Source organism: Porphyrobacter sp. YT40, assembly GCF_006542605.1.
Lineage (GTDB): Bacteria > Pseudomonadota > Alphaproteobacteria > Sphingomonadales > Sphingomonadaceae > Erythrobacter.
The window spans coordinates 2,509,269-2,532,151 of the sequence record NZ_CP041222.1; the positions used below are offsets into that span (position 1 = coordinate 2,509,269).

The 22,883-nt window shown below is 62.9% G+C and carries 20 protein-coding genes; 17 read left to right on the forward strand and 3 right to left on the reverse strand.

Features of this window, described 5'->3' with window-relative positions; all coding sequences use genetic code 11:
* Positions 1-25: 25 nt before the first annotated feature.
* The 5 genes from E2E27_RS11790 to E2E27_RS11810 are packed head-to-tail and all read left to right on the forward strand — an operon-like array spanning position 26 to position 12,177.
* The gene (locus E2E27_RS11790) at positions 26-2,581 is read left to right on the forward strand and encodes a PD-(D/E)XK nuclease family protein (protein ID WP_234036039.1); all 2,556 of its coding nucleotides are present in this window, start codon (positions 26-28) and stop codon (positions 2,579-2,581) included.
* Complete coding sequence (locus E2E27_RS11795; protein ID WP_141459411.1) at positions 2,581-5,976, forward strand: UvrD-helicase domain-containing protein; 3,396 nt, start codon at positions 2,581-2,583, stop codon at positions 5,974-5,976. The genes E2E27_RS11790 and E2E27_RS11795 overlap by 1 nt, the downstream gene beginning before the upstream one ends.
* A 60-nt stretch (positions 5,977-6,036) precedes the next feature.
* Positions 6,037-7,203, forward strand: coding sequence for a DUF6361 family protein (locus tag E2E27_RS11800; RefSeq protein WP_141459413.1), 1,167 nt, complete (start codon positions 6,037-6,039; stop codon positions 7,201-7,203).
* Positions 7,193-9,055, forward strand: coding sequence for a phospholipase D family protein (locus E2E27_RS11805; protein WP_141459415.1), 1,863 nt, complete (start codon positions 7,193-7,195; stop codon positions 9,053-9,055). The genes E2E27_RS11800 and E2E27_RS11805 overlap by 11 nt, the downstream gene beginning before the upstream one ends.
* Positions 9,052-12,177, forward strand: a complete 3,126-nt coding sequence (locus E2E27_RS11810) for a helicase-related protein (protein ID WP_141459417.1) — start codon at positions 9,052-9,054, stop codon at positions 12,175-12,177. Before E2E27_RS11805 ends, E2E27_RS11810 begins: the two co-directional genes overlap by 4 nt.
* On the opposite strand, the gene E2E27_RS11815 is transcribed toward E2E27_RS11810, so the two are convergent.
* Genes E2E27_RS11815 through E2E27_RS11825 form a run of 3 tightly spaced genes read right to left on the reverse strand, consistent with a single transcriptional unit; the run spans position 12,159 to position 13,703 of the window.
* Positions 12,159-12,851, reverse strand: a complete 693-nt coding sequence (locus tag E2E27_RS11815; RefSeq protein ID WP_141459419.1) for a HEPN domain-containing protein — start codon at positions 12,849-12,851, stop codon at positions 12,159-12,161. The genes E2E27_RS11810 and E2E27_RS11815 overlap by 19 nt on opposite strands.
* A gap of 37 nt (positions 12,852-12,888) precedes the next feature.
* Entirely contained in the window at positions 12,889-13,152 is a 264-nt protein-coding gene (locus tag E2E27_RS11820; protein WP_007010920.1) for a helix-turn-helix transcriptional regulator, read from the reverse strand.
* Between the two features lie 50 nt (positions 13,153-13,202).
* Positions 13,203-13,703 (reverse strand): transcriptional regulator, encoded by a 501-nt coding sequence (locus E2E27_RS11825; RefSeq protein ID WP_234036040.1) that lies wholly within the window; start codon positions 13,701-13,703, stop codon positions 13,203-13,205.
* 307 nt (positions 13,704-14,010) lie between these two features.
* Between E2E27_RS11825 and E2E27_RS11830 the strand changes: the two genes are divergently transcribed.
* From E2E27_RS11830 to E2E27_RS11880, 12 genes are read left to right on the forward strand one after another with little or no spacing between them, the layout of a single operon-like run.
* On the forward strand, positions 14,011-14,355 hold the full coding sequence (locus E2E27_RS11830; protein WP_141459422.1) for a TrbC/VirB2 family protein: 345 nt from the start codon (positions 14,011-14,013) through the stop codon (positions 14,353-14,355).
* 26 nt (positions 14,356-14,381) lie between these two features.
* Positions 14,382-14,669 carry a type IV conjugative transfer system protein TraL gene (gene traL / locus E2E27_RS11835; protein ID WP_007013892.1) on the forward strand — a complete coding sequence of 96 codons (288 nt, stop codon included), beginning with the start codon at positions 14,382-14,384 and terminating at the stop codon, positions 14,667-14,669.
* A 12-nt stretch (positions 14,670-14,681) separates the two neighbouring features.
* The gene (locus tag E2E27_RS11840) at positions 14,682-15,254 is read left to right on the forward strand and encodes a type IV conjugative transfer system protein TraE (RefSeq protein WP_141459425.1); all 573 of its coding nucleotides are present in this window, start codon (positions 14,682-14,684) and stop codon (positions 15,252-15,254) included.
* The gene (locus E2E27_RS11845) at positions 15,254-16,012 is read left to right on the forward strand and encodes a type-F conjugative transfer system secretin TraK (RefSeq protein ID WP_141459427.1); all 759 of its coding nucleotides are present in this window, start codon (positions 15,254-15,256) and stop codon (positions 16,010-16,012) included. Before E2E27_RS11840 ends, E2E27_RS11845 begins: the two co-directional genes overlap by 1 nt.
* Positions 16,005-17,339, forward strand: a complete 1,335-nt coding sequence (locus E2E27_RS11850; protein ID WP_141459429.1) for a TraB/TrbI/VirB10 family type IV secretion system protein — start codon at positions 16,005-16,007, stop codon at positions 17,337-17,339. Before E2E27_RS11845 ends, E2E27_RS11850 begins: the two co-directional genes overlap by 8 nt.
* Entirely contained in the window at positions 17,336-18,226 is an 891-nt protein-coding gene (locus E2E27_RS11855) for a DsbC family protein (RefSeq protein ID WP_141459431.1), read from the forward strand. Before E2E27_RS11850 ends, E2E27_RS11855 begins: the two co-directional genes overlap by 4 nt.
* Positions 18,227-18,231: 5 nt before the next feature.
* Positions 18,232-18,867: a conjugal transfer protein TraV gene (locus E2E27_RS11860; RefSeq protein ID WP_234036041.1), complete on the forward strand. Its 636-nt coding sequence runs from the start codon at positions 18,232-18,234 to the stop codon at positions 18,865-18,867.
* Positions 18,848-18,973: a hypothetical protein gene (locus E2E27_RS19195; protein WP_286172652.1), complete on the forward strand. Its 126-nt coding sequence runs from the start codon at positions 18,848-18,850 to the stop codon at positions 18,971-18,973. Before E2E27_RS11860 ends, E2E27_RS19195 begins: the two co-directional genes overlap by 20 nt.
* Positions 18,973-21,519, forward strand: coding sequence for a type IV secretion system protein TraC (traC, locus tag E2E27_RS11865; RefSeq protein ID WP_141459433.1), 2,547 nt, complete (start codon positions 18,973-18,975; stop codon positions 21,517-21,519). The genes E2E27_RS19195 and traC overlap by 1 nt, the downstream gene beginning before the upstream one ends.
* Before the next feature lie 32 nt (positions 21,520-21,551).
* On the forward strand, positions 21,552-21,947 hold the full coding sequence (locus tag E2E27_RS11870; protein WP_141459435.1) for a hypothetical protein: 396 nt from the start codon (positions 21,552-21,554) through the stop codon (positions 21,945-21,947).
* Between the two features lie 35 nt (positions 21,948-21,982).
* Positions 21,983-22,351: a TrbI F-type domain-containing protein gene (locus E2E27_RS11875; RefSeq protein ID WP_234036265.1), complete on the forward strand. Its 369-nt coding sequence runs from the start codon at positions 21,983-21,985 to the stop codon at positions 22,349-22,351.
* The gene (locus E2E27_RS11880) at positions 22,338-22,862 is read left to right on the forward strand and encodes a S26 family signal peptidase (RefSeq protein WP_141459439.1); all 525 of its coding nucleotides are present in this window, start codon (positions 22,338-22,340) and stop codon (positions 22,860-22,862) included. Before E2E27_RS11875 ends, E2E27_RS11880 begins: the two co-directional genes overlap by 14 nt.
* Positions 22,863-22,883: the final 21 nt, after the last annotated feature.

A 22,883-nucleotide genomic window follows, 5' to 3' on the forward strand; every position in this document is an offset into this window, starting at 1 on the left:
CGATCGGCACCATGGCACCCAGATCATGTCGTTCGAGCAATCAGCGGTGCGACTGGCCGGAGGCTTCATCAAGCCGATTGACGACGAAACGCTCCGTTCGACATTGCAGTCTGTGCTTCCCAATACGCCGCTGGGTGAGCTGGAAAACATCAAGTCGCTCCCCGGTATGGTCAACGCTGCGGCCGACACTCTTCACAAGGTTTGGCGGGCCGGGATCGACCTCTCCGCACGCGCAGGAGACCATCCCAGGCTAGAGGCGCTGGCCCACCTCGAAGCTGCTGTTCTGGCCGAACTTCCCGCAGGAATGCTCAGGCCGATGGATATCGTCGCCTGCGCGCGGAGCCGAATTCATCATTCTCAGAAGGTGCTCGGCGCCCTGACCGTTGAGGGATTGACCGAGCTTTCGCCGTGCTGGCGCCCATTGCTGATCGAGCTCGCGACCGAGATTCCGGTGACGTGGAATGCCGGGCCGCGCCGGATTCCGGCCTGGTTGGCTGGGTCCCCGATAAAGGTAGTCGAAGCAGCGGCCCAGCATCCCGAGGTTAGCCTCGCAAGCGCCGCCTCGGGTCTCCACGAGGCTATCGAGGCGTTGCGCTGGGTACGATCCCTTCTGGCATCCGGCGATGTCGCCCCGCATGAAATCGCAATCGCATCAGCGTCGCCTGCCGAATATGACGATCATTTCCTGGCGCTACGGTCCGATGCGAACATCGATTTGCACTTTGTCCATGGGGTTAGGACAGTCACGACCCGCGACGGTCAGGCCGCGGCGGCGCTGGCCGACATTCTTGTTCGCGGCCTTTCGCAGACCCGTATCCGGCGGCTCGCCGCACTCTGCTCGAATGGTCCCGCGCTCTCAGCACTGCCGGAAGGGTGGCTGCGCGTCTTGCCAACCGACGCGCCGATGGCGACGTCTGCTGCGTGGAACCGACTGTTGTCGGGTCTCGCAGCCAAAGATTGGCCGGATGGAAGCGACTATTCCCCTGCACTGAAATCCGTGATCGAGCTGCTCGCAAAAGGGTCCGACGCTGCCGATGAAGTCGGCCCAGCCTTTCTTGAAGGCCGCGCGCTCGCGATTTGGCGCAAGGCACTCATGGCCGGGCCGGCCTCATCGATCGACGCTTCGCTGGAAAACCTGAAGCAGGATGACGGTCTCGATTCCTGCGTCTCGGTTGCGTGGATGCCGGCAAGTGCGCTTGCCGCATCACCGCGCCGGTTTGTCCGTCTGATCGGCCTGAATTCCTCGCGTTGGCCGCGCGGCATTTCTGAAGACAGATTGATTCCCGATCACATCATCCCGACCCATGTGCTCGATCCACTTCCGATCAATCAGGCGGATAGGCGTGATTTCGAGACTATTCTGGCGACGACATCCGGCCAGCTCGTTCTGTCTCGTGCCCGCCGCGACAGCGATGGCCGGCTCCTCGGGCGCAGTCCACTGCTCGCCGGACTTGGCAGCGAGATGTATCTTCGCCGCAATGCGGTTCCGCTTCATGCTTTCAGCGAGACCGATCGGTTGATGGCCAGAACGGAAGAGTTTCGCGCCTATCCCCAAGCGGTCAGCGCCTTGGCCTGCTGGCGAGATTGGAAGCGGGAGGAGATTACCGCTCACGATGGCAAGGTGAGACCAGACCATCCCCTGATCCAGGCCGTGCTCGATCGCACGCAGTCAGCCAGTTCGCTGCGACGCCTGCTCCGCAACCCCCTCGGCTTTGTCTGGGTTTATGGACTCCACTGGAGCGCCCCTGACGCCGGAGCCGAACCGTTGGTGCTCGATCCGCTGGAAATGGGCGACCTTGTCCACATGGTGCTCGACATCGCGCTCCAGAACATCGAGGCCGCCGGCGGTCTCGGCAGCGCAACGGCGCAAGTTATCGACGAATTGGTCGGGAGTGCGGCCGCCCGAGTGGCGGCCGATTGGGAAAGTGAACGTCCGGTGCCGCCGGCGATCATCTGGACGCGCACGCTCTCAGACGCTCGAGTGACGGCAAGCAATGCCCTGACCTATGGCCATCTGGAACTGGCGGCAGCGCAAAGCTTTGCCGAGGTGCCGTTCGGTGGATCCATGCCCAAATCGGAAGGGGCCATTCCCTGGGATCCGAGCACCAGGGTCGAAATTCCCGGCGCAGGCTTTGCGATCAAGGGCTACATCGACCGCCTCGACATTCTTGACGATGGCAAGTGCGCCATCGTGCGAGACTATAAGACCGGACGCGCACCACGGTCGGCCATTCGCCTCAACGGGGGCAAGGAGCTTCAACGATGTCTTTATGGCTTCGCCGTGAAATCCTTGCTGGGCGAGGATGTGAGCATAACCGCGTCGCTGTTGTATCCTAGGGAGAACCTGGACCTCCAGCTCGACGATCCCGACGCCGCCTTGTCCGAGGTCACCGGCTACCTTGTTGCTGCCCGGTCGAACCTGCAATCCGGGCTGGCGATCCCCGGCCCGGATACCGGCGATGATTACGACGATCTCGCCTTCGCCCTGCCCGCAAACGCCGGCCCAACCTACTGCAAACGCAAGCGTCCAATCGCGGCGGCAATGCTCGGAGATGCGGCTCAGGTGTGGGAGGCGGAGTGATGACGACAATGGCTGCGCAACTGAAGGACGACGGTGCCCGCTTCGATGCAATTGGTCGGCATACCCGCTCGATCCTCGTGGAGGCTGGCGCTGGCTCGGGCAAAACCGCGGTTATGGCGGGGCGCATCGCCGTAATGCTCGCGGAGGGAACCTCTCCGCGCGCCATCGCTGCGGTGACATTTACCGAACTGGCGGCAAGCGAATTGGTGTCGCGGGTCAGGGAGTTTGTCGCCGAGTTGAGCGAAGGCCGCATCGCGCCAGAGCTTAAAGTCGCACTTCCCGATGGCCTCAGCGATGCCCAGCGCAACAATCTCGTCACCGCGAGCGCGGCGATCGATGAAGTCACCTGCTCGACGATTCACGGCTTCTGCCAGCGTCTCATCAAGCCCTACCCGGCTGAGGCAGACATCGATCCTGGCGCGACGGTCATGGATCGGAACCTGGCTGATCTTGCGTTTCTCGAAATCGTTGATGGCTGGCTGCGAGAGCGGCTATCCGGCGAACATGGCGGCATCATTGCCGAAATGGTGCTCTACAATCCGAAAAGCACGGTGGAGCTGCTTCACAAGATCGCGGCCAATTTGCGCAGCAGGCGAACTCTCAAGGCACCAGCGCCGTCCCCGTTCGCTCCGCTCATGGCCGAATTCCAACAGGCGGCCACAGCCTTTGGCGACTTCATCAAAAATGCCTCGGCCCACGAGCCCGAGACAGCCGCCTATGCGGCAGGCTTCGCGCAGATGGCTCAAGCGGTAGCCGCGGTTGCCGACCCCCAATCACCAGCGGGCCTTGTTCAGTTGCTGGTGGCTCGCCCCCATCCGGACGTTTGCACCAAGACCGGTGGATTTGCCGCCTATCGCAAGAAGGGGAAGTGGGTCGAAGCGGCGAAGCAGGCCGGTTTGTCCAAAGCCGACGGTGAGCAGCTCAACATCGCCGCCGACGATCTGTACGCGAAAAGCTGCACGACGTGGTCCGCAATGCAGCAGGCGGTTGCCAGCCACGTTCTGGCAGCGCTTGTCTCAGAAGCCGCGCCAATCCTCGAACGCTACCGCGACTACAAGCGTTCAAGCGCGCAGCTCGATTTCGACGACCTGATCTATGCCGCGCGCGACCTGTTGCGCAGTCATGAGGCCGTACGCCAGGCGCTTGGCAAGCGTTTTGCCCACGTCCTCGTCGACGAGTTTCAGGATACCGATCCGCTCCAGACCGAGATCTTCTGGCGGCTATGCGGTGATCCGCAGCATGAAGGCGACGATTGGGCGGACTTCCGTATCCGTCCGGGCGCACTGTTTCTCGTGGGCGATCCGAAACAGGCGATCTACCGCTTTCGCGGCGCCGACGTCGGTGCCTATGTACAGGCTCGCAGCGCGTTTATCGCGCAGAGTCAGGAAAGCCTGCTCTCCATCTCGACCAATTTTCGGTCGTGCGCCTCCGTTCTGACCTTCGTCAACGCGCGCTTCGAAGCGGTCCTGTCTGCCGATGGCCAACCGGGCTTCACGGCCCTCGATGCGTTCCACTCCGATCCCATCGAGGGCGTGTGCGTAGCTGCCCTCGACGTCGCGGTTGCAGGCGAGGATGGCAAAGCGAAGGTGGAGCAGCAACGGGACGGTGAAGCCGAGGCAGTTGCCGACCTGTGCGCCCGTCTGATCGGCGGGCAGGAAATCGTCGATCGCCGGACCGGGACTCCGCGTCTCTGCCAACCGGGCGATATCGCTTTGCTCGCCCCGACAGGCGCCGAACTATGGCGATACGAAGAAGCTTTGGAACGCCGCGGTATCCCGGTTGCGACCCAAGCCGGCAAAGGGCTCTTCCGTCGTCAGGAAATCCAGGATTTGATCGCGGTCACCCGTGTCCTTGCTGACCGTCGCGACACATTGGCGCTGGGCGCGCTGCTTCGGGGGCCATTGGTCGGCCTTACAGATGAAGAATTGCTCGACATCGTCTGGGCTCTCCCGCGCAATGAGAGCGAACCCGACCGCATCCCGCGTCTGACCCTGTCCGTCGATACCGACTCCATCACTCACGATCTGGCGCGGGCGGTCCTGGTGAAACTGCAGGCTCTTGCGCGGCGAGCGAACAGCACCACGCCGCATGAACTCCTGTCGCAGGCGATTGATGTCCTGCGTATCAGGCCCATTCTCGTCGAGCGCCATCGCGGTCAGGCGGAGCGCGCGCTCGCCAATGTCGACCTCTACCTCAATCTTGCGACTGCATATGCGGTGCGCGGCCTGCGGTCGTTTTCTGAGGCGATGACTACGGCGTGGGAGGATGAGACTCGAGCAGTCGAAGGTCGCCCCGACGCGCAAGAGGAAGCCATCTCGCTCTTCACGATGCACGCGGCGAAGGGCCTCGAATGGCCTATTGTCATACCAATCAACACCATGACCGGCGTCATGGGTCCCGATAGCGCGGTGACAGACCGCCAGTCGGATACATTCTATTGCCCGATCTTCGGCGTGCCCCCCGAGGGGCACGAAGCGGCGATCGAGGCCGAAAAGCTCGAGCTGGATCGGGAGCGGATACGTCTGTGGTACGTGGCGGCCACGCGGGCGCGGCAATTGCTGATTCTTCCTCGCCTCGATGTCTCACCATCGAAGTCGGCATGGATAAGTCTGCTCGACCTTTCGCTTGCCGAGCTTCCAGCACTCAATCCCGATGATCTGCCGGAGCGCGTGCCATCGCCAGCAGGGGAAGCGGGCAACGCGCAGACGAGAGAGGCATTTGCGGCGGAAGCTGAAGAAATCTTGCGGCGACAGGCCCGTCTGACCTGGCTCGCCCCGAGCCGCAGCGAAAATACCTCCGGCCCCGTAGTCGTCGAGGAGGAACCAGACCTCTGGACAGATTCCGACGACAGGCAACCTCAGGAGCTCCCGCCGCAGATCGCCATTCAAGGCAGCCGCGAGCGGGGCCTGATCCTCCACAAGCTGATGGAGGAGGTTCTGACGGGCGAAATCTTCGACGATCTTGGTTCGCTGACCGAGCGAGCGAAGGAATTGATCGTTCAATTCGGCCGAACTGCGGTTAGCGATGCCGCGACAGGCCTATCCCCCGAGGAATTGGCCAGTTGCGTCGACAAGACACTCAAGCTTGATCCGATTGCAGCAGTGCGGAGCGAACTGATAGCCGAGTTCCCGGTGTTTGCGAGCCACACCGCGGATGGGCATGAATATGCGACCTCCGGAATTGCTGACGCTCTCACCCTGACGTCTGAGGGCAAGCCGGGAATGATCGTGGATTGGAAGAGCGATGTAGCACCCGATGCTCTGTCGCTCGAGCACTATCGAGGTCAGGTGCAAGCCTATCTCGACATGACTGGCGCCGAACGCGGAATGATCGTCCTGATGACCAGGGGTGAGATTATCGAGGTCTCTCCATCCAGCGTCGGCTCGACGCCGTGATCGGGCCGAGAACCTGACCTCGCCGCCCTGCCCTTCCCAGCACGTCCCGAAGAAGCATTCATGTCCTATCTCGCCTGGATTGATTTTGACCCGGAAGAGCGTCGCCGCGCTCAAACCCTGATCGACCTGTTCAAGCAGCCCGAGGCTCGCGACGAGCTCGGCCTCGGCACCGTGCGTGACGGGCTGGCCGATCTCCTCTTTCCCGGAACCAGCACGATCCAGACGCGGCTGCGATACATGCTGTTCATTCCGTGGATCTATCTGGAAGCACAGAGTCGCAAGGCCACGCAGGCGGAACGTACGATCATTGCTCGCGACATGGAGTTCGACTTAAGCGAAGCATTGCTGCGTGGTGGAGAAACCGTTGATGTAATTGGCCGTCTTGCTGGACGACAACTCAAGCGGCTTCCCTCAAGTGTTTACTGGGCAGGTTTGAGCACTCTGGGCATTCGGACACTGCCGGGCAGCCATTCGACCTTCTTGTCCTATGGTCCCGAAAGCCTGAAGGACCATGATCTCAAGCTATGGGCGCCGAACCTTCCGAAGCCGCCCGCAAATCTACTGGATCGGGCTTCCTTCGCCCTGGCCGATGGCGAGGCCGATTTCCTGCGAGACCGCATCGAAAGCCATGCAGGCTCAAGCTTGCTTAACGAGCTCGCTCGCAAGGGCAAATCCTTCGCGGATGATTGGCCGTGGCAGATCAGCGAAGACACCATGTCAGACGCCAATCGCGCGATCCTCCGGCACGCCGAACGATTTTCGGGGGTCATGTACGGAGCCAGCCTTCTCTATAATCTCCTGTTGGCCCTTCGTGCTGCAGAGCGGCCAAACGCCAAGAAGCACGCCGATGCGTCGACGCTGGCGGCGGATTATCGCTCACGCATCGAAGCTTGGAAGTCGGAGATCGACCACCTGGCGTTGAACGACTGGGATCTCGACGATCTCTTCGGCCTGATTGGCAGGACGAGCCACAACCTCACCAAGTCATCACGGGACTTCATCCGGGGATGGGTGACAATCGCCCGAGATGGCACTGGCCCAGTCGAAGCCGATCACCAGGCGATAGAACTGCTCAAGCAGCGGGAGCATGGGCTGAAACGGATGAAGGCAAGGCTCCTTCACGATGCGCCGCTTGAACGCTGGTCAGGGGCTTCGGGGGACGCGCGACTCGATTTCAGGTGGGGCATCGCCAGCCGCTATCTCGGGGAGCTTGCCGATGCCGGTTGATCCCGCCTTCGACCCTGAAAATCGCGAACTCTATACGTCGCTCATGCGCTCACCCGACGGCTATAGGTTCGACAACGCGATAGCCACCACCTATTCGCTCGATTTCGAGACCGCCCTCGCGATCCCGATCGCCATTGTATTTCGCGACGCGGAGAATCGCGACGAGATGCTGCGCAGCCCCTTGGCTCTGCTGCAAAGCGTCGAACGGATGGCGGGCCGGATGGCCATTTACTGCGATCGCGGCCGCATCAAGGAAGCGCGCCCGAATGCAGCGCGCCTGATGGCCCTCTATGAGAAAACCATCACCGAGGTTGCGGCGCCGGCCGGCGGCGCGTTTCATCCTAAATTGTGGTGCATCCGTTTCCAACCGGAGCGCAAGGGGATGCCCATCCGCATGCGGCTGGCGATTCTCTCGCGTAACCTGACCAATGATCGATGCTGGGACTTGGCGCTTTGCCTCGATGGCACGGTCACCGACGATATTTGCGAAGGCAATGAACCAGTCGTCGGGCTCTTACGCGCTCTTCCGGGACTGGCGAATGCGGCCAATCGGCCGACCGCACCCAAGTTCCTTCCTGCGCTGCTGCGCGATCTCGCTCGCTGCTGGTGGAACGATCTCCCTGCCGGGGCAACCAAGATCCGCTTCGCTGTCAACGGCCTGGAAGCGGGAGCCTGGGCCCCGCAAAAGGGGGAGCGCCTGGCAATCCTATCCCCATTCGTGAGCGGGGACGCGCTCAAGCAACTGGCTTCGGGATACGATGATCCCGCATCTTGCCAGCTCGTCGCGCGAGCCGAGGAACTCGACTGCGTCAAACCGGCCATTCGCAGTCTGTTTGAGATACAAACCCTCGACGACCGCGCCACCGAATACGAGAAAGAAGACCGCGAGGGGGCTTGTTCGGCCGATCTCGAGGGTCTTCACGCCAAGGCCTATGTCGTCGAGCGCGGCTCACGCCTGCACATTCACCTTGGTTCCGCAAATGCGACGACGGCTGCGCTGGTGCCGACCCACGGAGGCCGAACGCAGAACGTAGAGGTCATGGCGACGCTCGATGGCCCGAAATCCCGGATGGGAACGATTGAGGATGCGGTATTCTCGGAGGGATTTCGGCGCCTCCTGGCCCCTTATACGCCATCCGAGCCGCCCGAGCAGGACGCCGCGGCGGCAGCCGAAAAGGCGCTGGAGAAACTGCGCATCAAAATCGCGGCGATCGCGCTCGACCTTCATTGCACGCAATTGACGGATACCATCGCGCTCGAAGTCGAGATCGCAGGCAAAGCCCCATCCCTGGAATTACCGGACGGCGTAAGCTGTTTCATGCGCGCAATCACCGTTGCGAACGAACGGGGGTATGATGCCGCGGCGCTGCTCGCGAAAGCACAGCCTAGAATGACGCTTGGTTCGGTGCCGCTAAGCGAGGTCACCCGCTGGTTGGGAATCCGCCTTCGCGACGAGCGGACTGGCGTGGAAGTCGCCTTCACCCTTGGCGCGCGGCTGGTCGGGGTGCCTGATGGGCGCGACGCCGCCGTACTGCGGGCGCACATTGCGAATGTCGAGAATTTCTTCCGATATTTGAGCTTGCTACTCGGGAGCTTGGGGGAAGGTAGCTTCCTCGAGAGCGAGACTGCTGGCGAAGGGCAATGGCTGCGCCGGCTCGGTCAGGGCGGAGCATCGCTTCTCGAACCGATGGTCCGCGCTCTAAGTCTCGATAGCGGCGAGCTCGTCGAGATCGATCAGCTCATCAAGCGTCTCGAAGATCCGGAAGGCGGCGCGAACATTGTTCCGCCGGAGTTTCTCGCGCTTTGGGCAAGTTTTGCGCCGCTCCTGGCCACCAAGGGAACACGACAGTGAGCTATCGGGCGAACGACCATTTGGAGCTCTTGAAGCCCTTCCAGCGCGCCACGGTCGACTATGTCTTCCAGCGCCTGTTCACGGATGCCTCGACTACGCGTCAGTTCCTCGTTGCCGACGAAGTCGGCTTGGGAAAGACCATGGTTGCGCGCGGCGTTATCGCCAAAACGATCGAACAACTGACCGGGAAGGTTGACCGGATAGACGTGGTCTACATCTGCTCGAACCAGGCGATAGCCGAGCAGAATATCAAGTCACTCAATGTGATCGGATCAGCGACGAAACCGCTGAACACCCGCCTCACCCTCCTGCCGCTTGAGATCGAGCAGGAAGGAGGGATCGCATCCAGGCCCATTAATCTCATCAGCCTGACACCGGGGACGGCGCTCGATCTGAAGTCGTCGTTGGGGACGGCAAAAGAGCGCGCTCTCATTTATGAGATGCTGAGAAAAAGGCTCGGCATCCGGCATGGCGGTGTGCAGCGCATTTTTCGCGGCGGAGTTACGCCTGAGAACTGGCCCGGCTGGACAGACTGGATGCGCGCCCAGTCGATTTCGAAGGAGATATCCGAGAAATTCAACGACGCTATCGGGGATGAATTCATCCTGCGCATTCGCGAGGCATCGGAGCTGGCACGGAACAAGAAAAGTCCGGACTACCCACCCGACCAGCGCCCGGCCGCGATAATCGGGGAACTTCGCCGCATCCTGGCACGGATATGCGTCGATGCACTTACCCCAGATCTCATCATCCTGGACGAGTTCCAGCGGTTTGCCGAATTGTTGCATGAGCACGATGAGAGTCTTGCACCCGAAAAAGCAGCGGCTGCGGAGCTTGCGCGGGCGCTGTTTTCCTACTCCGGCCCGGACGGCTCGTCGGCACGCCTGCTGTTGCTGTCCGCTACGCCGTACCGGATGCTCACCTTGAGCAGCGACGATCCGGAAGAAGGCGATCACTACAGCGACTTCCTGCGAACCATGCGCTTTCTGTTCGGCGACGTGGACGGCGAGGCGCGTGTCAGTGAACTCGAGATTGAGCTCTCGAAATTCCGACGTGCGTTGCAAGCCATGCCTGCGTCAAGATCGGCCGCGCGTTTCCAACGCGACCGCGTGCATCACATCCTCAGCCAGGTTGTTGCCCGGACGGAGCGCGTGGACTCCACCGCGGATCGCAACTCGCTGGTAAGGGAGTTGAAGCCCATGCTGACGATAGAGACGGACGACCTGAGGGAGGCAAAAGCGGTTTCGCAGGTGGCCGAGCTCGTCAGTGCGCCCGGCATCGTCGAATATTGGAAGTCGTCGCCCTACCTTCTCAACTTCATGCGCGGCTACAAGCTGAGAGAGCGCCTGCAGGCAGTTAAGCTGCGGCCGGCCAGGGAGCTGCGCACGGCGATTAGAGCCGCCGCGCCGTACTTCATCGACAAGGCTCAAGTCGAAAACTTCGCTGAGATACCACTTCGCAACGGACGAATGCGCGCGCTCGCCGACACGGCCTTCCAATACGGCCTTGATCGTGCGCTGTGGATTCCGCCTTCCCGTCCTTCGTTCGGAGAGCCTGTCCCTGCGACCAAGACGCTGGTTTTCTCGGACTGGTCGATGGTCCCGGATGCGATTGCGGCACTTCTCTCGCATGAGGCGAGCCGGCGCATGAACATGTCACCGGACCTGGTGGGGCGCACAAGCCGCCCAATCGGCGTCGAAGAAATGATGCCGATGTTGTGTCCGTCTCCGACCCTTGCCGCTTGGGTGGATCCCTTGCAGCTAGAACAGCGCCATGGACGAGCGGGCACTTATGCTGAACTGCTTGTCCAGGTTCGTCAGGTTCTGGGGGAACGCCTCAATCCGGCGTGTCTTTCCCGACTGGCCGAGCGATCCGACCGCCTGTTGCCCCTTACAATCGAGGCCGAACTGGACCGGGGTGTGGACTGGGGCCGCGTCGGTGCCATTGAGCACGATGCGCATGACGAACATGGCGCGATGGCACGGACAATCGAAGCGATTAAGCAGGCATTGGATTCCGACGACCATCACGGCGCCCCCGATCCAAGAGACATAGTCGACAAGCTGGCGGAATTTGCGCTTGGCTCGCCTGCGACCTGCGCACTTCGCGCGCTCGCTCGCCTTTGCCCGGAGTTGCAGATCGACGATCCGGCGCTAGTCGGCGCGGCGATCGTGGTCGCGCTCGGGTTTCGCAGCCTGTACAACCAACCAGAGAGCCGCGCTCTGCTGGAGGAAGTCTCGCCTCTGAACTATTGGCGCCAGGTCAACGCACACTCGGCGCAGCACGATCTCGCAGCGGTGCTGGATGAGTATCTCCATCTGGTCCTAGAAAGTGAACGCGCCGAGCAAGTCGATGCGGCCGAACGAGCCCGGCTCATCGCCATGAAGGTGGTCGAGGTTGTCGCACTGCGGCCCGCTCAGATTACGCTCGACCACTGGACGGCCGGCCGCGCACGCTTGCAGGACCAGACCTTCGAAATCCGCGCGCGGTTCGCCATGCGCTTCGCGACCAAAGCCGAAGAGGAAAAGGGCGTTCGCCGAACCACTCTCGTCCAGGCCGCTTTCAAATCGCCTTTTCGCCCGTTCGTGCTGGCATCCACGTCAATCGGGCAAGAGGGCCTCGATTTTCACCCGTATTGCGCGCGGATCGTCCACTGGAACCTTCCTCGCAATCCGGTCGACATCGAACAGCGCGAGGGCCGTGTCCATCGATTCAAGAATCATGCGGTGCGCCGCAATATCGCGGCAGATTTCGGCAGTTGCGCTTCGGCGCTCGTCGGCGCCGAGGCACCATGGACTGCCATGTTCAAGGCGGCGCAGGATCAACAAACGGCCGATGGGCATGCCGGCGATATCGTGCCCTACTGGATATATCCCGGCGAGGCGAAGATCGAGCGCATGGTCCTCATGCCCCCCTTCAGCCGTGAGCTGGAACGCTATGAGAACCTGAAGAAATCGCTGGCGAGCTATCGACTGGCATTCGGGCAACCGCGGCAGGACGAGCTGATCGAACTCTTCTCAGGAATGAGCGAAGATGTCGTGAGCGAGCTAGCCGAGTTTCAGATTTCGCTCAGACCCGGCCTCTGCCTGACTGCCAGCTCTGATCATTCCACGACAGGATAGTTCGGCATCGGCCATTCGTGCTGCGGATTGTCCATCATCAGATCGACAAAGATCGGCAGCAGGCAACCCAGCAGCGACGCCCCGTCCCTCACCTGGTCGCGATTGACATCGCTGTTCCAGGTTGCGCCGCCATGCACGAGCTGATTACGCAGAACGTAAAGCCGATCGAACAGGATCGAGAGGATCCGGACTGTGTCGTGCTCGCGCAAGGCATGATTGATGGCGGTCCGGCTACGCTCAAGCTTCTGCTCCCAATCATCGTATCCGGGCACACCATTCTGATACTGCCAGAAGGGGTGATAGACATAGCGGTTATCGAGCAGGAGGCGGATCTCCTGGCTGAAACGCTGCCAGACAGCGTCATAGACCCGGTGGCGCCCGTCAAACTTCACCAGTGTCGAGAAGAACGTCTGGAACAGGCCGCGCTCGCCTTCAGGGGCTGAGCTACTGGCCGAGGCTTCGACGTCGCCAGCATAGGCAGCATTGAACCCGATCCAGAGGAGAATGAAGCGAACGTCCTGGTCCTCGTCCTCCGCTACAGCGCGGCGAAGCCAGGACAGGGCGCGGTGAACACGCAGGGTCAGAGGCGTTGGAAAACCTGCGCGAAGCGATCGCTGCTTCTCTTTCAAGGCCTCTGGATGAAGTGGATTGCCCGCCGAGTAACGATGAACCATGCGCGCAGCTTAGCGCGAGGATTTTCCGTGGCATAGATCATGGATCGGCGCGCGACGAATTCAGAGCGATCGACTGGATCCAGTCGTTGATTTCTGCCTCGACCCATACTGCGCATTTGGGACCAAGCGACCGCGACTTAGGAAAGCGGCCCTCGCTCATCCGCAGGTAGATGGCTGAACGCCGCAAGCCGACCCGGTCCATGACTTCGGGTAGACGCAACAGCCGCGCCGGCGGAAGGACTTGCCGCAGCGCCTCGTCATCGGTCGAAGCGCCATCGGTGATCTGGGGTTTCGCATTCATGGTCTGTCCTGTCGGGTAGATTGGCTCGGTCCCCTCCGAGGTGAATAGCCTTAGCGCGGCAGCGCCATCGCGATGTCACGATTGGCAAAATCGTCGATATGCTTGGCGAGCATGCGCGCTACGAGTTGCGAGGTGCCGTTAGCCCACCGCGGCCTCAGATCTTCGACCCGTCGACCAAGCGTCCGCTCGAGCTGACCAGGCAAAGCGGTGAAGAAGTCTTCAAGGAACTCCCCCATCTCGCTGCGCATCCATTCGCAGGCCAGATCTTCCTGACCAGCAAGAGCCAGGATCATGCTCGCACGTGGAAAGGCGCCGCACACGTCGAGTACGAGGGCAGCTTCATCTAGACCGATCGGCCGGTCGCCGCGCATGACGCGAAGCAGGGTCTCGCGATGGATGCCTACTTCCCGGGCAATCTGGTGCCTCGGTTTGTCGGACGACTCGATGGCGTGGGCCAGAATGTGCGCGAGACTGGCGTTCGCTTTGCCTCGGAATGACGCGGGCTGGTGCATGGAAGAAACTCCGACGATGAACAACTGAGTCGTAGCCATATCGCGCGCACCGCATGTAGGAAAACAAAAAGAACATTAGCGGAACATCTCGTTTCTAGGCGAATCATCTTCGCACCTGATTCGTCGGCGAAGGTCGCCTGACTCGTCGGAGTTCACCGACCCAACAAGCCTCATAAACCGCCATTTCCGAACGCAATCTCCGACACGGGCAATTCAGTAAGTCCATATTCGTCCGGACCACAGGTGCTCAGTCACCTCAGGCTTTCCTACATCGATTTCCTAGATGCATGTGGAACACACAGCGAACGAAAGAACGCTGGGTTCACCCCTCCAGATGGAGCTCCATATGCAGTCTCTCACCCTCTCCCGGCGTTCCGGCGCCACCGATCAAAGCCCCTCGAAATTCGGGCGGGCGATGACCTTCGCGGTACCGCTTGCGGTCGCAGCACTGGCCGCCAGCTCCGCCTACGCGGGCGCCGACACAACCTTCACCCCTGCCCTCACGAAATTCACCGATTTCCTCGAAGGCTCGGGCGGCAAGATCATCACGGTCCTCAGCCTTGCAGGCGGACTCATCGGTCTCGCCTCGGGCCGGTTCTCGCTCGGACAGGTCGCTGTTCCGGTCGGTGTCGGCATCGGCGTCGGCACGGGTGTTCCGATCGTCACCTCGGTCGTCACCGCGGTCATCTGACGCATCGGACGGGAAGGCGCGTCGCCATGGCGGACCCATACATCATCCCGCGTCGGCTCGACGATCCGGAGCTCATCGGCTTCTGGACCATTGACGAGTTCGCCGGGATGCTCATCCCCTTCACCTGGGGGATCCTCAGCCAGCATATCTTTATCGGCATCATCGTTGCCTTCGGCGCCTGGTTCGCGCTGCGAAAGGCAAAAGCAGGACGCGCCAGCTCCTGGGTAGCCCATGCCGCCTATTGGTATCTGCCTGCCGGATTGTTGGGCCTGAAATCGACGCCGCCTTCCCACTGCCGCCTGCTTGCCGGTTGAGGGGAGATATCCATGTTTGCCGACATTTCACACGAGCGTCAGCAATCGCTGCTGCGCCAGCGCAACCTCTTTGCGCTCACCAGCGCCGGGCTTGGCATTGCGCTTGTCGTCGCCGTCAGCCTTGCTGCCACCCGCGACCGCGAAGTTGTGCTCCTGCCAACGCTCCCCAAGCAGCTCACCGTCAGCAGCGCGGGGGTCGAGGCCGACTATCTCGAACTCGTGACCCGCGATGCCGCGCTCGTCTTGCTCAATCGCAGCCCCGAAGGCCTCGACTACTGGATGGACGAGATCCTGAAGCTCGCCGATCCGGCAAGCTACGGACGCCTTAAGGCCGATCTTGTCCGAATTGTCGACGAGCAGCGGGGGTCGGACGTCACCCAGGCCTTCGTCATCCGGTCGATGACCGTCGATCCCAAGGGGCTGACTTCCGATGTGACGGGCACGCTCAAGACCTTTGTCGGCGCCCAGGTCATCGCGAGCGACGAACGCCGTTTCCGCTTCAACTGGACCTACCGGGGCCTGCGTCTCGCGCTGTCAGGCTTCAGCCAGTTGCCCCCCAAAGACCCAACGAAGGAGGCCCAGTGATGGCTTACCGACGCAAGACGCGCGCGTGGAGCCTGGCTCTTTGTGCCAGTACCATCCTCGCATTTTCAGGGAGCGGCGCCCAGGCCGCCGACCAGTTCAAACAGGCTGCAGACGGAGCGAGCATCGAATGCGCCGTGTCGTCCCGCGAGCTGACGCGCTTCGCGCTCATCGACGACCAGTTTGCCAGCGTTTCGAAGATCTCGACCGGCACGCCCTACAACGATTTTGCGGTCACCAACGAACCGCTGCGCGGCGACATCTACGTGTCCGTGCCCGAGACCTATGCGGCGCGGTCGATCAGCTTCTTCGCCACGACCAAGAAGGGCTTCGTCTACAAGGTTTCCTGCCAGGTCGAGCCTGTCCCGGCAGTGCAGGTCTTCATCACCAACCCGGCGATCGCGACAAACAAGGCATCTGGCTGGGAAAGCGAAACGCCGCTTGAAACAAGCGCGGTGCGGCTGATCCAGGCCATGGCCAATGACCGGACGGTCGATGGCTTCGAAGTCAGGCAATCCTCAGCCCTTCCAGCACGGGTCGGCGATCTCGAAATCCAGCTCATCGCCGACTACCGCGGCAGCGCGCTCGCCGGAAAGGTCATCCGCCTGGCGAACCGTGGCCGCAAGCCGCTGACGCTTACCGAAGCGGATCTCGCGTCCTCCCAGACACTCGCAATCTCGATCGCCCAGCCCACTCTCAAATCGGGAGAAAGCACGGTCGCCTTCATCGTCGGTTCGAACGGAGGGTTGGGCCATGACTGATACTCCTTCGATCTCAACCCCGGTACAGGCCGATCCGGCATCGCCGTCGCCAGTAACCAGCCTCAACGCGAAGACCGCGCGGCGGCAGAAGCTTCTGCTGGGCTCGTTGGGCGCACTCGCGCTTGTCGGCGGCAGCTGGTTCATCCTGGGCGGCGACGACGGCGCGAAGAGCGACGATCCCACCGCCGCCCAGACCATCGACACGGCAGGGCTCATCAATCGCGACCTTTCGCAGCGCGAGTTCGTCGCGACCTACGGCAATCGTCTCGATGCCGTGACCCGCGAGCAGAAGGCGATGAAGGACGCGAGCCTCCCGCGCGAGGAAATCGAATCCCAATTGGCCGCACTCAAGGCGGAGAACCAGGCCATGCGGATCGACGGCCAGGCCGCGATCGATGCGATCTCCGCTGAGAACGCGGATCTCAAGTCGCGCCTTGCCAGCCAGGCCGCCCCAGCAGCCGCAAGCCTGCCGCCACCGGCCTATGGCCCGCAGGCGGGTGGCTACGATGCGCGCGGTCGACCGGTTCAGCCTGCCCCTGCGGGTGCTGCGCTGGGCGCGAGCGAAGCGGGCCTGCCCGGGCCCGGTGAAGTCAAACTCATGAGCTTCACCTCCGACAAGGCAGGGGCCAGTGGACTGAGAGCGGCACGCCCGGAAGTGCCGCCGGTCGTGGTCGAGGACTCGCCGGACTATCTGCCGCCCAATTCCTATGCTCCGGCCAAGGTCATCGTCGGCGTCGATGCGTCGGCCGGCGTCGCGAGCCAGACCGATCCGCTTCCCGTGGTGCTGCGCATTACCGGTCCGGCGCGATCGGTCATGCAGAACGGCAAGGTTCTGACCACGCGGCTCCAGGGCTGCATCGTCAATGGCGCAGCACGCGGCGATCTCTCGTCCGAGAAGGTCTATGTGAAGCTGGCGCGGATGACCTGCGACCAGCCCGGCGGGCGCGTCGCGGTGAGCGAGGTCAAAGGCTTCATCAGCTTTGCCGGAAAATCGGGCGTGCGTGGGCGTGTCGTCAGCCGCGAGGGCAGCCTTGTCAGTCAGGCTCTGCTTGCCGGGATTGTCGGCGGGTTCGGGCGCGGCTTTTCGGCGAACGCCAACAGCGTCTTCTCCGGCGTCACGACCAATGCTGATGGCACCCGCTCGAAGCTCTCCGCCGGCGACATCCTCGGCGGCGGGCTCGGCCAGGGCGCCGCGGACGCCGCCGATACGGTCAGCAAATATCTGATCGAGCGCGCCGAACAATACCAACCCGTCGTTGAGATGCCGACCGGCATTGATGTCGAGATCGTCTTCCTCGACGGCGTCTACGTGAGGAACTCCCAATGACCCCCGCCACAAACGATCCGACACCGACCGAGCCGCGGCGCTGGCTGCGACCAATGGCGGCGGCCGCTGCCGTCATCGCCCTGTCGGCCGCAACGGGCTGGGGCGTGGCCAGCCTCGCTTCCCCGACCCAGGCTCCCGATACGGCAAAGGTACGCGCCGCGCTCAAGCTGCGCCTGCCGAAGACGCCGATCGACGCCATCACCTGCGATGGCCTTGGCGGCCTGTGCGAAGTCGCTTCGAAATCGACGCTGTTCTACGTCGATCGCGCGGCCAAATATCTGGTGATCGGGCGCATCTACGACATGGAGGCGCGTCAGGACCTGACCGCAGCCCGTCTCCTCGCGCTCAATCCCGACCTGTTGGCAGCGGGCGCTGCGCGGCGAAGCAATGCCGGCGAAGAAGACCAGCCCGCACCGCGCGCCACCCCGCAGAAGGTATCGCTCGCCGGCCTGCCCGCGAACGGCGCGATCACCTGGGGACCAGCGAATGGCCCCAAGGTCGTCGTCTTCTCTGACTTCCACTGCGGCTACTGCAAGAAGCTCGAGGCCGAGCTGAAGGCGATCGGCGCGCGCGTCGAGGAGCGGCCCATTTCGATCTTCGGCGCCGAGAGCCGCCGCGATGCCGAACGGGTGCTGTGCTCGCCGCGCCCCGAGGTGTCCCTCCACATGGCCTATTCGGGCCTCGCCCTCGCCAATCCGAAGCCGTGTGACACGAGCGGGCTCGATGCCAACGAAGCCTTTGCCAAGCGCCAAGGCTTCAACGGCACGCCGGTCATCGTGCGCCCGTCCGACGGCGCGATCCTCGAAGGTTACCGCCCGGCTTCCGTGCTCCGCGAATTCCTCAAAGCCGCAAAAGCGGCCGCCCCCGCTCCGGCCAAGAAAGGATAATCGTCATGGGAATTTCCCACCGTATTCTCGTCTCTGCCTGTTTTGCCGTGCTGACCAGTGGCTGCGCCACCTTCGGCACCAATATCGAAGGCGATTTCACCTGTCGTGCCCCCAAGGGCGACTGCGCGCCCAGCCAGGTGATCGATGCGCGCGCGACCAAGGATTTGTCCGCGACCGGACCGGTCCAGGACGGCCTGCGTCCCCCTGTTTCCGTCGCTTCCGGCGATCAGGGTCGCACCTCCGAGCGTACGCTCAGAATCGTCTTTCCGGCGCATATCGATGAGACCGGGACGCTGCACGACGATGCGGTCGCCTGGGCGGTGGTCGAAAATCCGCGCTGGGTCGCAGAACTGCGCCGCAAGGCAGGCGAGGATACCGCCCCGCCGCTGATGCGGCAGCTCAGGCGCCAGCTGAAGGCCGCGCAGGCCAAGAGCGATCTCCTGAACGAAACCACCACCTTTCCCCAGGCCGAACAGCCTGAAGCCGAGACGTTCGATCTCGGACAGCCCTTTCAGCCTTCGTCCTCGCTTGATGACATCCCCTCTGCCTCGCCGCTGGTCCTCCCCTCCACGGCGCGCGAGGCGGTTGCCGGTGCGACAGCACCGGCGGTCGAGGTTCGACATGGCGCAGCCCCCGCATGATCGAACCCCTCGGCCCTCTGCCGACAAGGCCCCGCTGATCTTCCCGACCATCGAGGCGATCGAGGCCGCCAAGAACGCAGGGCGCGCACAGAAGGAGCCCAAGTGATGGCCGAGAAACTCAAGACGATTGTCGACAGGCTCCTCACCGGGCTTCTGGGTGATGCCGAGCATGCCGAGCATGACCGACCTGCCCTGATGCTCGATCTGCTGTCGGACTGGCTCCCCTACCGGGTCTACGATCCGGCGAGTCGACTCTACTTCAACGCGCGCTCGAAAGGCTTCGTGCTTTCGGTCACCCCCCTGATCGGAGCGGACGAACGCACCGGCGAGATCCTCGGGTCCTTCTTCTCCGAGGGGCTTCCGGCTGGCGCCTGCCTCCAGGTCCTGCATCTCGCCTCCCCGCGCATCAGCCGTATCGTCGCACCCTGGTTTGCGCCGCGCTACGTCCAGGGCGGCGTCTACGAGGCGATTGCCCGCCACCGCGCACGTCGGCTCTACGGTCTCGTCTGGGAATCGGGTTCGCAGGACGCACCCTTCCACGCCCGGCACCATCAGGTCATCGTTTCGGTCGGTGTGCCTGCCGCCAAGGCGGTCAGCAACGAGGATCTCAAGCAGACCCGCGACGGGCTCATCGCCATGCTGAAGTCGCTCAACCTAGGCGTGGCGGAGGTCGAGCCGCAGCAGCTGATCGCGATCATCGACGACCTGACCTCGCCGACCACCGCGCCGCAGGACGATGCCGTACCCTACAATCCCAACGACGCAATCGCGGCCCAGGCGATCCGGCACGATATCGAGCTCGTCATCCAGGAAGACCGCATGCGGCTCGTCACCGAGAGATTTCGTGCGACGGGCAAGATCGAGGACGGCGTGCCCGAGATCGGCACGGTCTACCCCGATGCGTTCGACGTGCGGCATTTTTCCTCGCGCAACATGCCCCAGCGCTGGGCACCGTGGGAATGCGCGCGGCTCATCGGCGACATGTTCACCGACAAGCTGCGCTTCCCTTGCCCGGCCGCGACGATGCTGTGCCTCGTCTATCCCGACCAGGAAGCCGCCTCAGCCAAGGCCGGCTTCAAGTTCATGCGCACGACGAGCCTTGCCGGAACGCGCAGCGCGCGCTTCCTGCCCCGCATCGGCGAGCAGGCGGCCGAGTGGCAGCATGTGCAGTCCGAGCTGCAGGAAGGCCGCCGTTTGGTGCGGGTCTTCTACGGCCTGACGACCTACTCCCCGCTTGGCCGCGGGGACCGCGACGAACGCGCGATCAAGTCGATCTACAAGGCGGCGGGCTGGGATCTTGCCGACGAGCGCTACCTGCAGATCCAGGGACTGCTGGCGGCAATGCCGATGACGCTGGCCGATGGGCTTGGCGCGGACATGGAGCGCCTCAAGCGCTTCAAGACCGTGCTGTCGACGACAGCGGCCAATATCGCCCCTATGCAGGGCGAATATCTCGGCAGCGTCCATCCGCATCTGCTGTTTGTGGGTAGACGCGGCCAGCCCTTCTTCTGGTCGCCGTTCGAGAACGATGCTGGCAACCACAATGTCGCGATCTGCGGCAAGTCGGGATCGGGCAAGTCTGTGCTGCTCCAGGAAATGTGCGCGGCGCTTCGCGGTGCTGGCGCGCAGGTCGTGGTCATCGACGACGGACGCAGCTTCGAGCATTCGGTGAAGCTGCAAGGCGGCCGGTTCGTCGAGTTCACGATGAAGGCCGGATTCTGCCTCAATCCGTTCTCGATGATCGATGGCGAGCGCGCGGCCGAAGACGAGGATTACCGGCTCGACTGTTTCGGCATGGTCAAGGCCATCGTCGGCCAGATGGCGCGGCACAGCGCAAAGCTGAGCGACACCGAGCGCGGCCTGATCGACCGGGCGGTCAACATGGTCTGGAGCGAACGGGGCGTGGCGGCATCGATCACCGGCGTCGGCGAAGCACTGGCCGGTCTCGGCAATGAAGCTGCGAGCGATCTCGCCACCGCGCTTGCGCCATACATGGCCGGCGGCACTTATGGTGCCTTCTTCGAAGGCCAGGCTAGCCTCGATTTCGACACCGACTTTACCGTCTTCGAGATGTCGGACCTCGCCACCCGCGAGGAACTGCGCAGCGTCGTACTCTCGGCGATCATGTTCATGACCAGCCAGGCCATGACCCGCAGCCCACGCTCGGTGAGGAAGCTGCTCTTGATCGACGAGGCGTGGTCGATGCTCAAGGGCGGCTCGATGGGCGAGTTCGTCGAGACCTACGCCCGTACTTGCCGCAAATATGGCGGGGCGCTGGCGACCGCGACGCAGTCGCTCAACGACTATTACAAGTCCGACGGCGCGACCGCTGCGCTGGAAAACAGCGACTGGATGCTGATCCTCCAGCAGAAGCCCGAGACGATCGCCGATTTCAAGGCGTCGAAGCGCCTCGACATGGACGACCGCACCGAGACCCTGATCCGCAGCCTGAAGCGTTCGGGCAGCGACTATTCGGAAGTCTTCATCAAGGGCCCGGAGACCGAAGCCATCGGTCGGCTTGTGCTCGACGACTATTCGGCGACGCTGTTCTCAAGCTCGCCCCAGACATTTGCCGCGATCGATGCCGAAATCGCGCGCGGCCACCAGCTTGCCGACGCGATCGAACGGATCGCCTTTGCCAATCGAACCTGACTTCTCCCTCCATCCAAGGACACCCAAAACCGATGCCACTCCATCTCGTCACGCCGATCGACCGGGCCCAGGATGCCCGTGCCGACAGCAAAAGTCTCGAGCTGCCCGCCAAGGGCTGGCGCTCCCATGCCGCCGACCTTTGCTACATCGTGCTTCGCGGCAGCACCTTCCTCGCCTCGAGCTACCTCATGGCGCTCGGGCTCCCGCTGCTCTTCTTCCTTCTGATTTCTGGCGGCGATGCCGGGGTCTTCTTCGCCCATCTCGCCAATATTTCGGACCGCTTCTTGGGCGCCGAGCAAGGCCGCCAGATCGGCTTCCTCGACGAGTTCAAGTTCGTCCTCATCGGTGTCGCAACGCTCGTCGTGGTCTGGCGCCTGCCGCGCTTCATCAGCGATCTCGAGCGCGAGCTTTCGGGAGAAAAGCTGTGACGAACATATTGGCAACACAGTCTCTGCGCGGACGCATGGGTGCGGTGAACTGGACCGCCGTCGCGCTCGGTTTGAGCATGGTCGGCTCGGCGCTCTGGGGTGTCTGGGCCACCGACAAGCTGCTCGCGCTCGACAAGCGCGAAGTGGTGACCGTGCAGCTGAGCCGCATCATGGGCGACTTCATCGAAGCCGAGGCGCGCGCGGGAAGACCGCCAGAAGAAACCAAGATGCGCGTCCAGGCCTATCTCCAGGCGGTCGAAGCCTCGGTCGAACATCTGGGCCGCGAGGGCCGCACGGTCCTTGTCGCCGAAGCGGTGGTTGCCGGCAGCACGCCTGATCTCACCGAAGCCGTGCGCGCCGATGTCGCGCGCCGCGTGGGAGCCATTCCCGATGCGCGCCGCTGATCTTGTCCTCCACTCGCCAACCGGGCGGCGCCTCGCGCTGTGGGCAGGGCTTGGCGCGGCAGCGCTCGCGCTCACCTCGCTCGCCGCCTTCTCGAAGGACCACGCGCTGATGATCAACGCCAGTCCGAGCCTGCCTTACTGGGCGATCTGGCTCGATCGAGGCACGCTGCCAAAGCGCGGCGAGATCATCCTGTTCGATCCGCCCGGCTCGCCGCTGCTCGAAAGGCATTTCGGTAAGAAGCCCAAGCCATTCGGCAAGAAGGTAAGCGGCATGCCCGGCGATATCGTGACCGAGAAGGAGCGCAGCTTCTTCGTCAATGGCCGCAAGGTCGCGGTAGCCAAGCGTGCTAGCCGTTTCGGCGAACCGCTGGCGCTCGGCCCGACAGGCGTCGTTCCTCAAGGCTGCTATTTCGTCACCACCGCGCACAAGGACGGCTTCGACAGTCGCTATGCGGCGATCGGGTGGATCTGCGCCAGGCGCATTCTCGGGGTCGGGAGGCCGATCCTGTGACACCGCTTCGCGCCGCCCCAT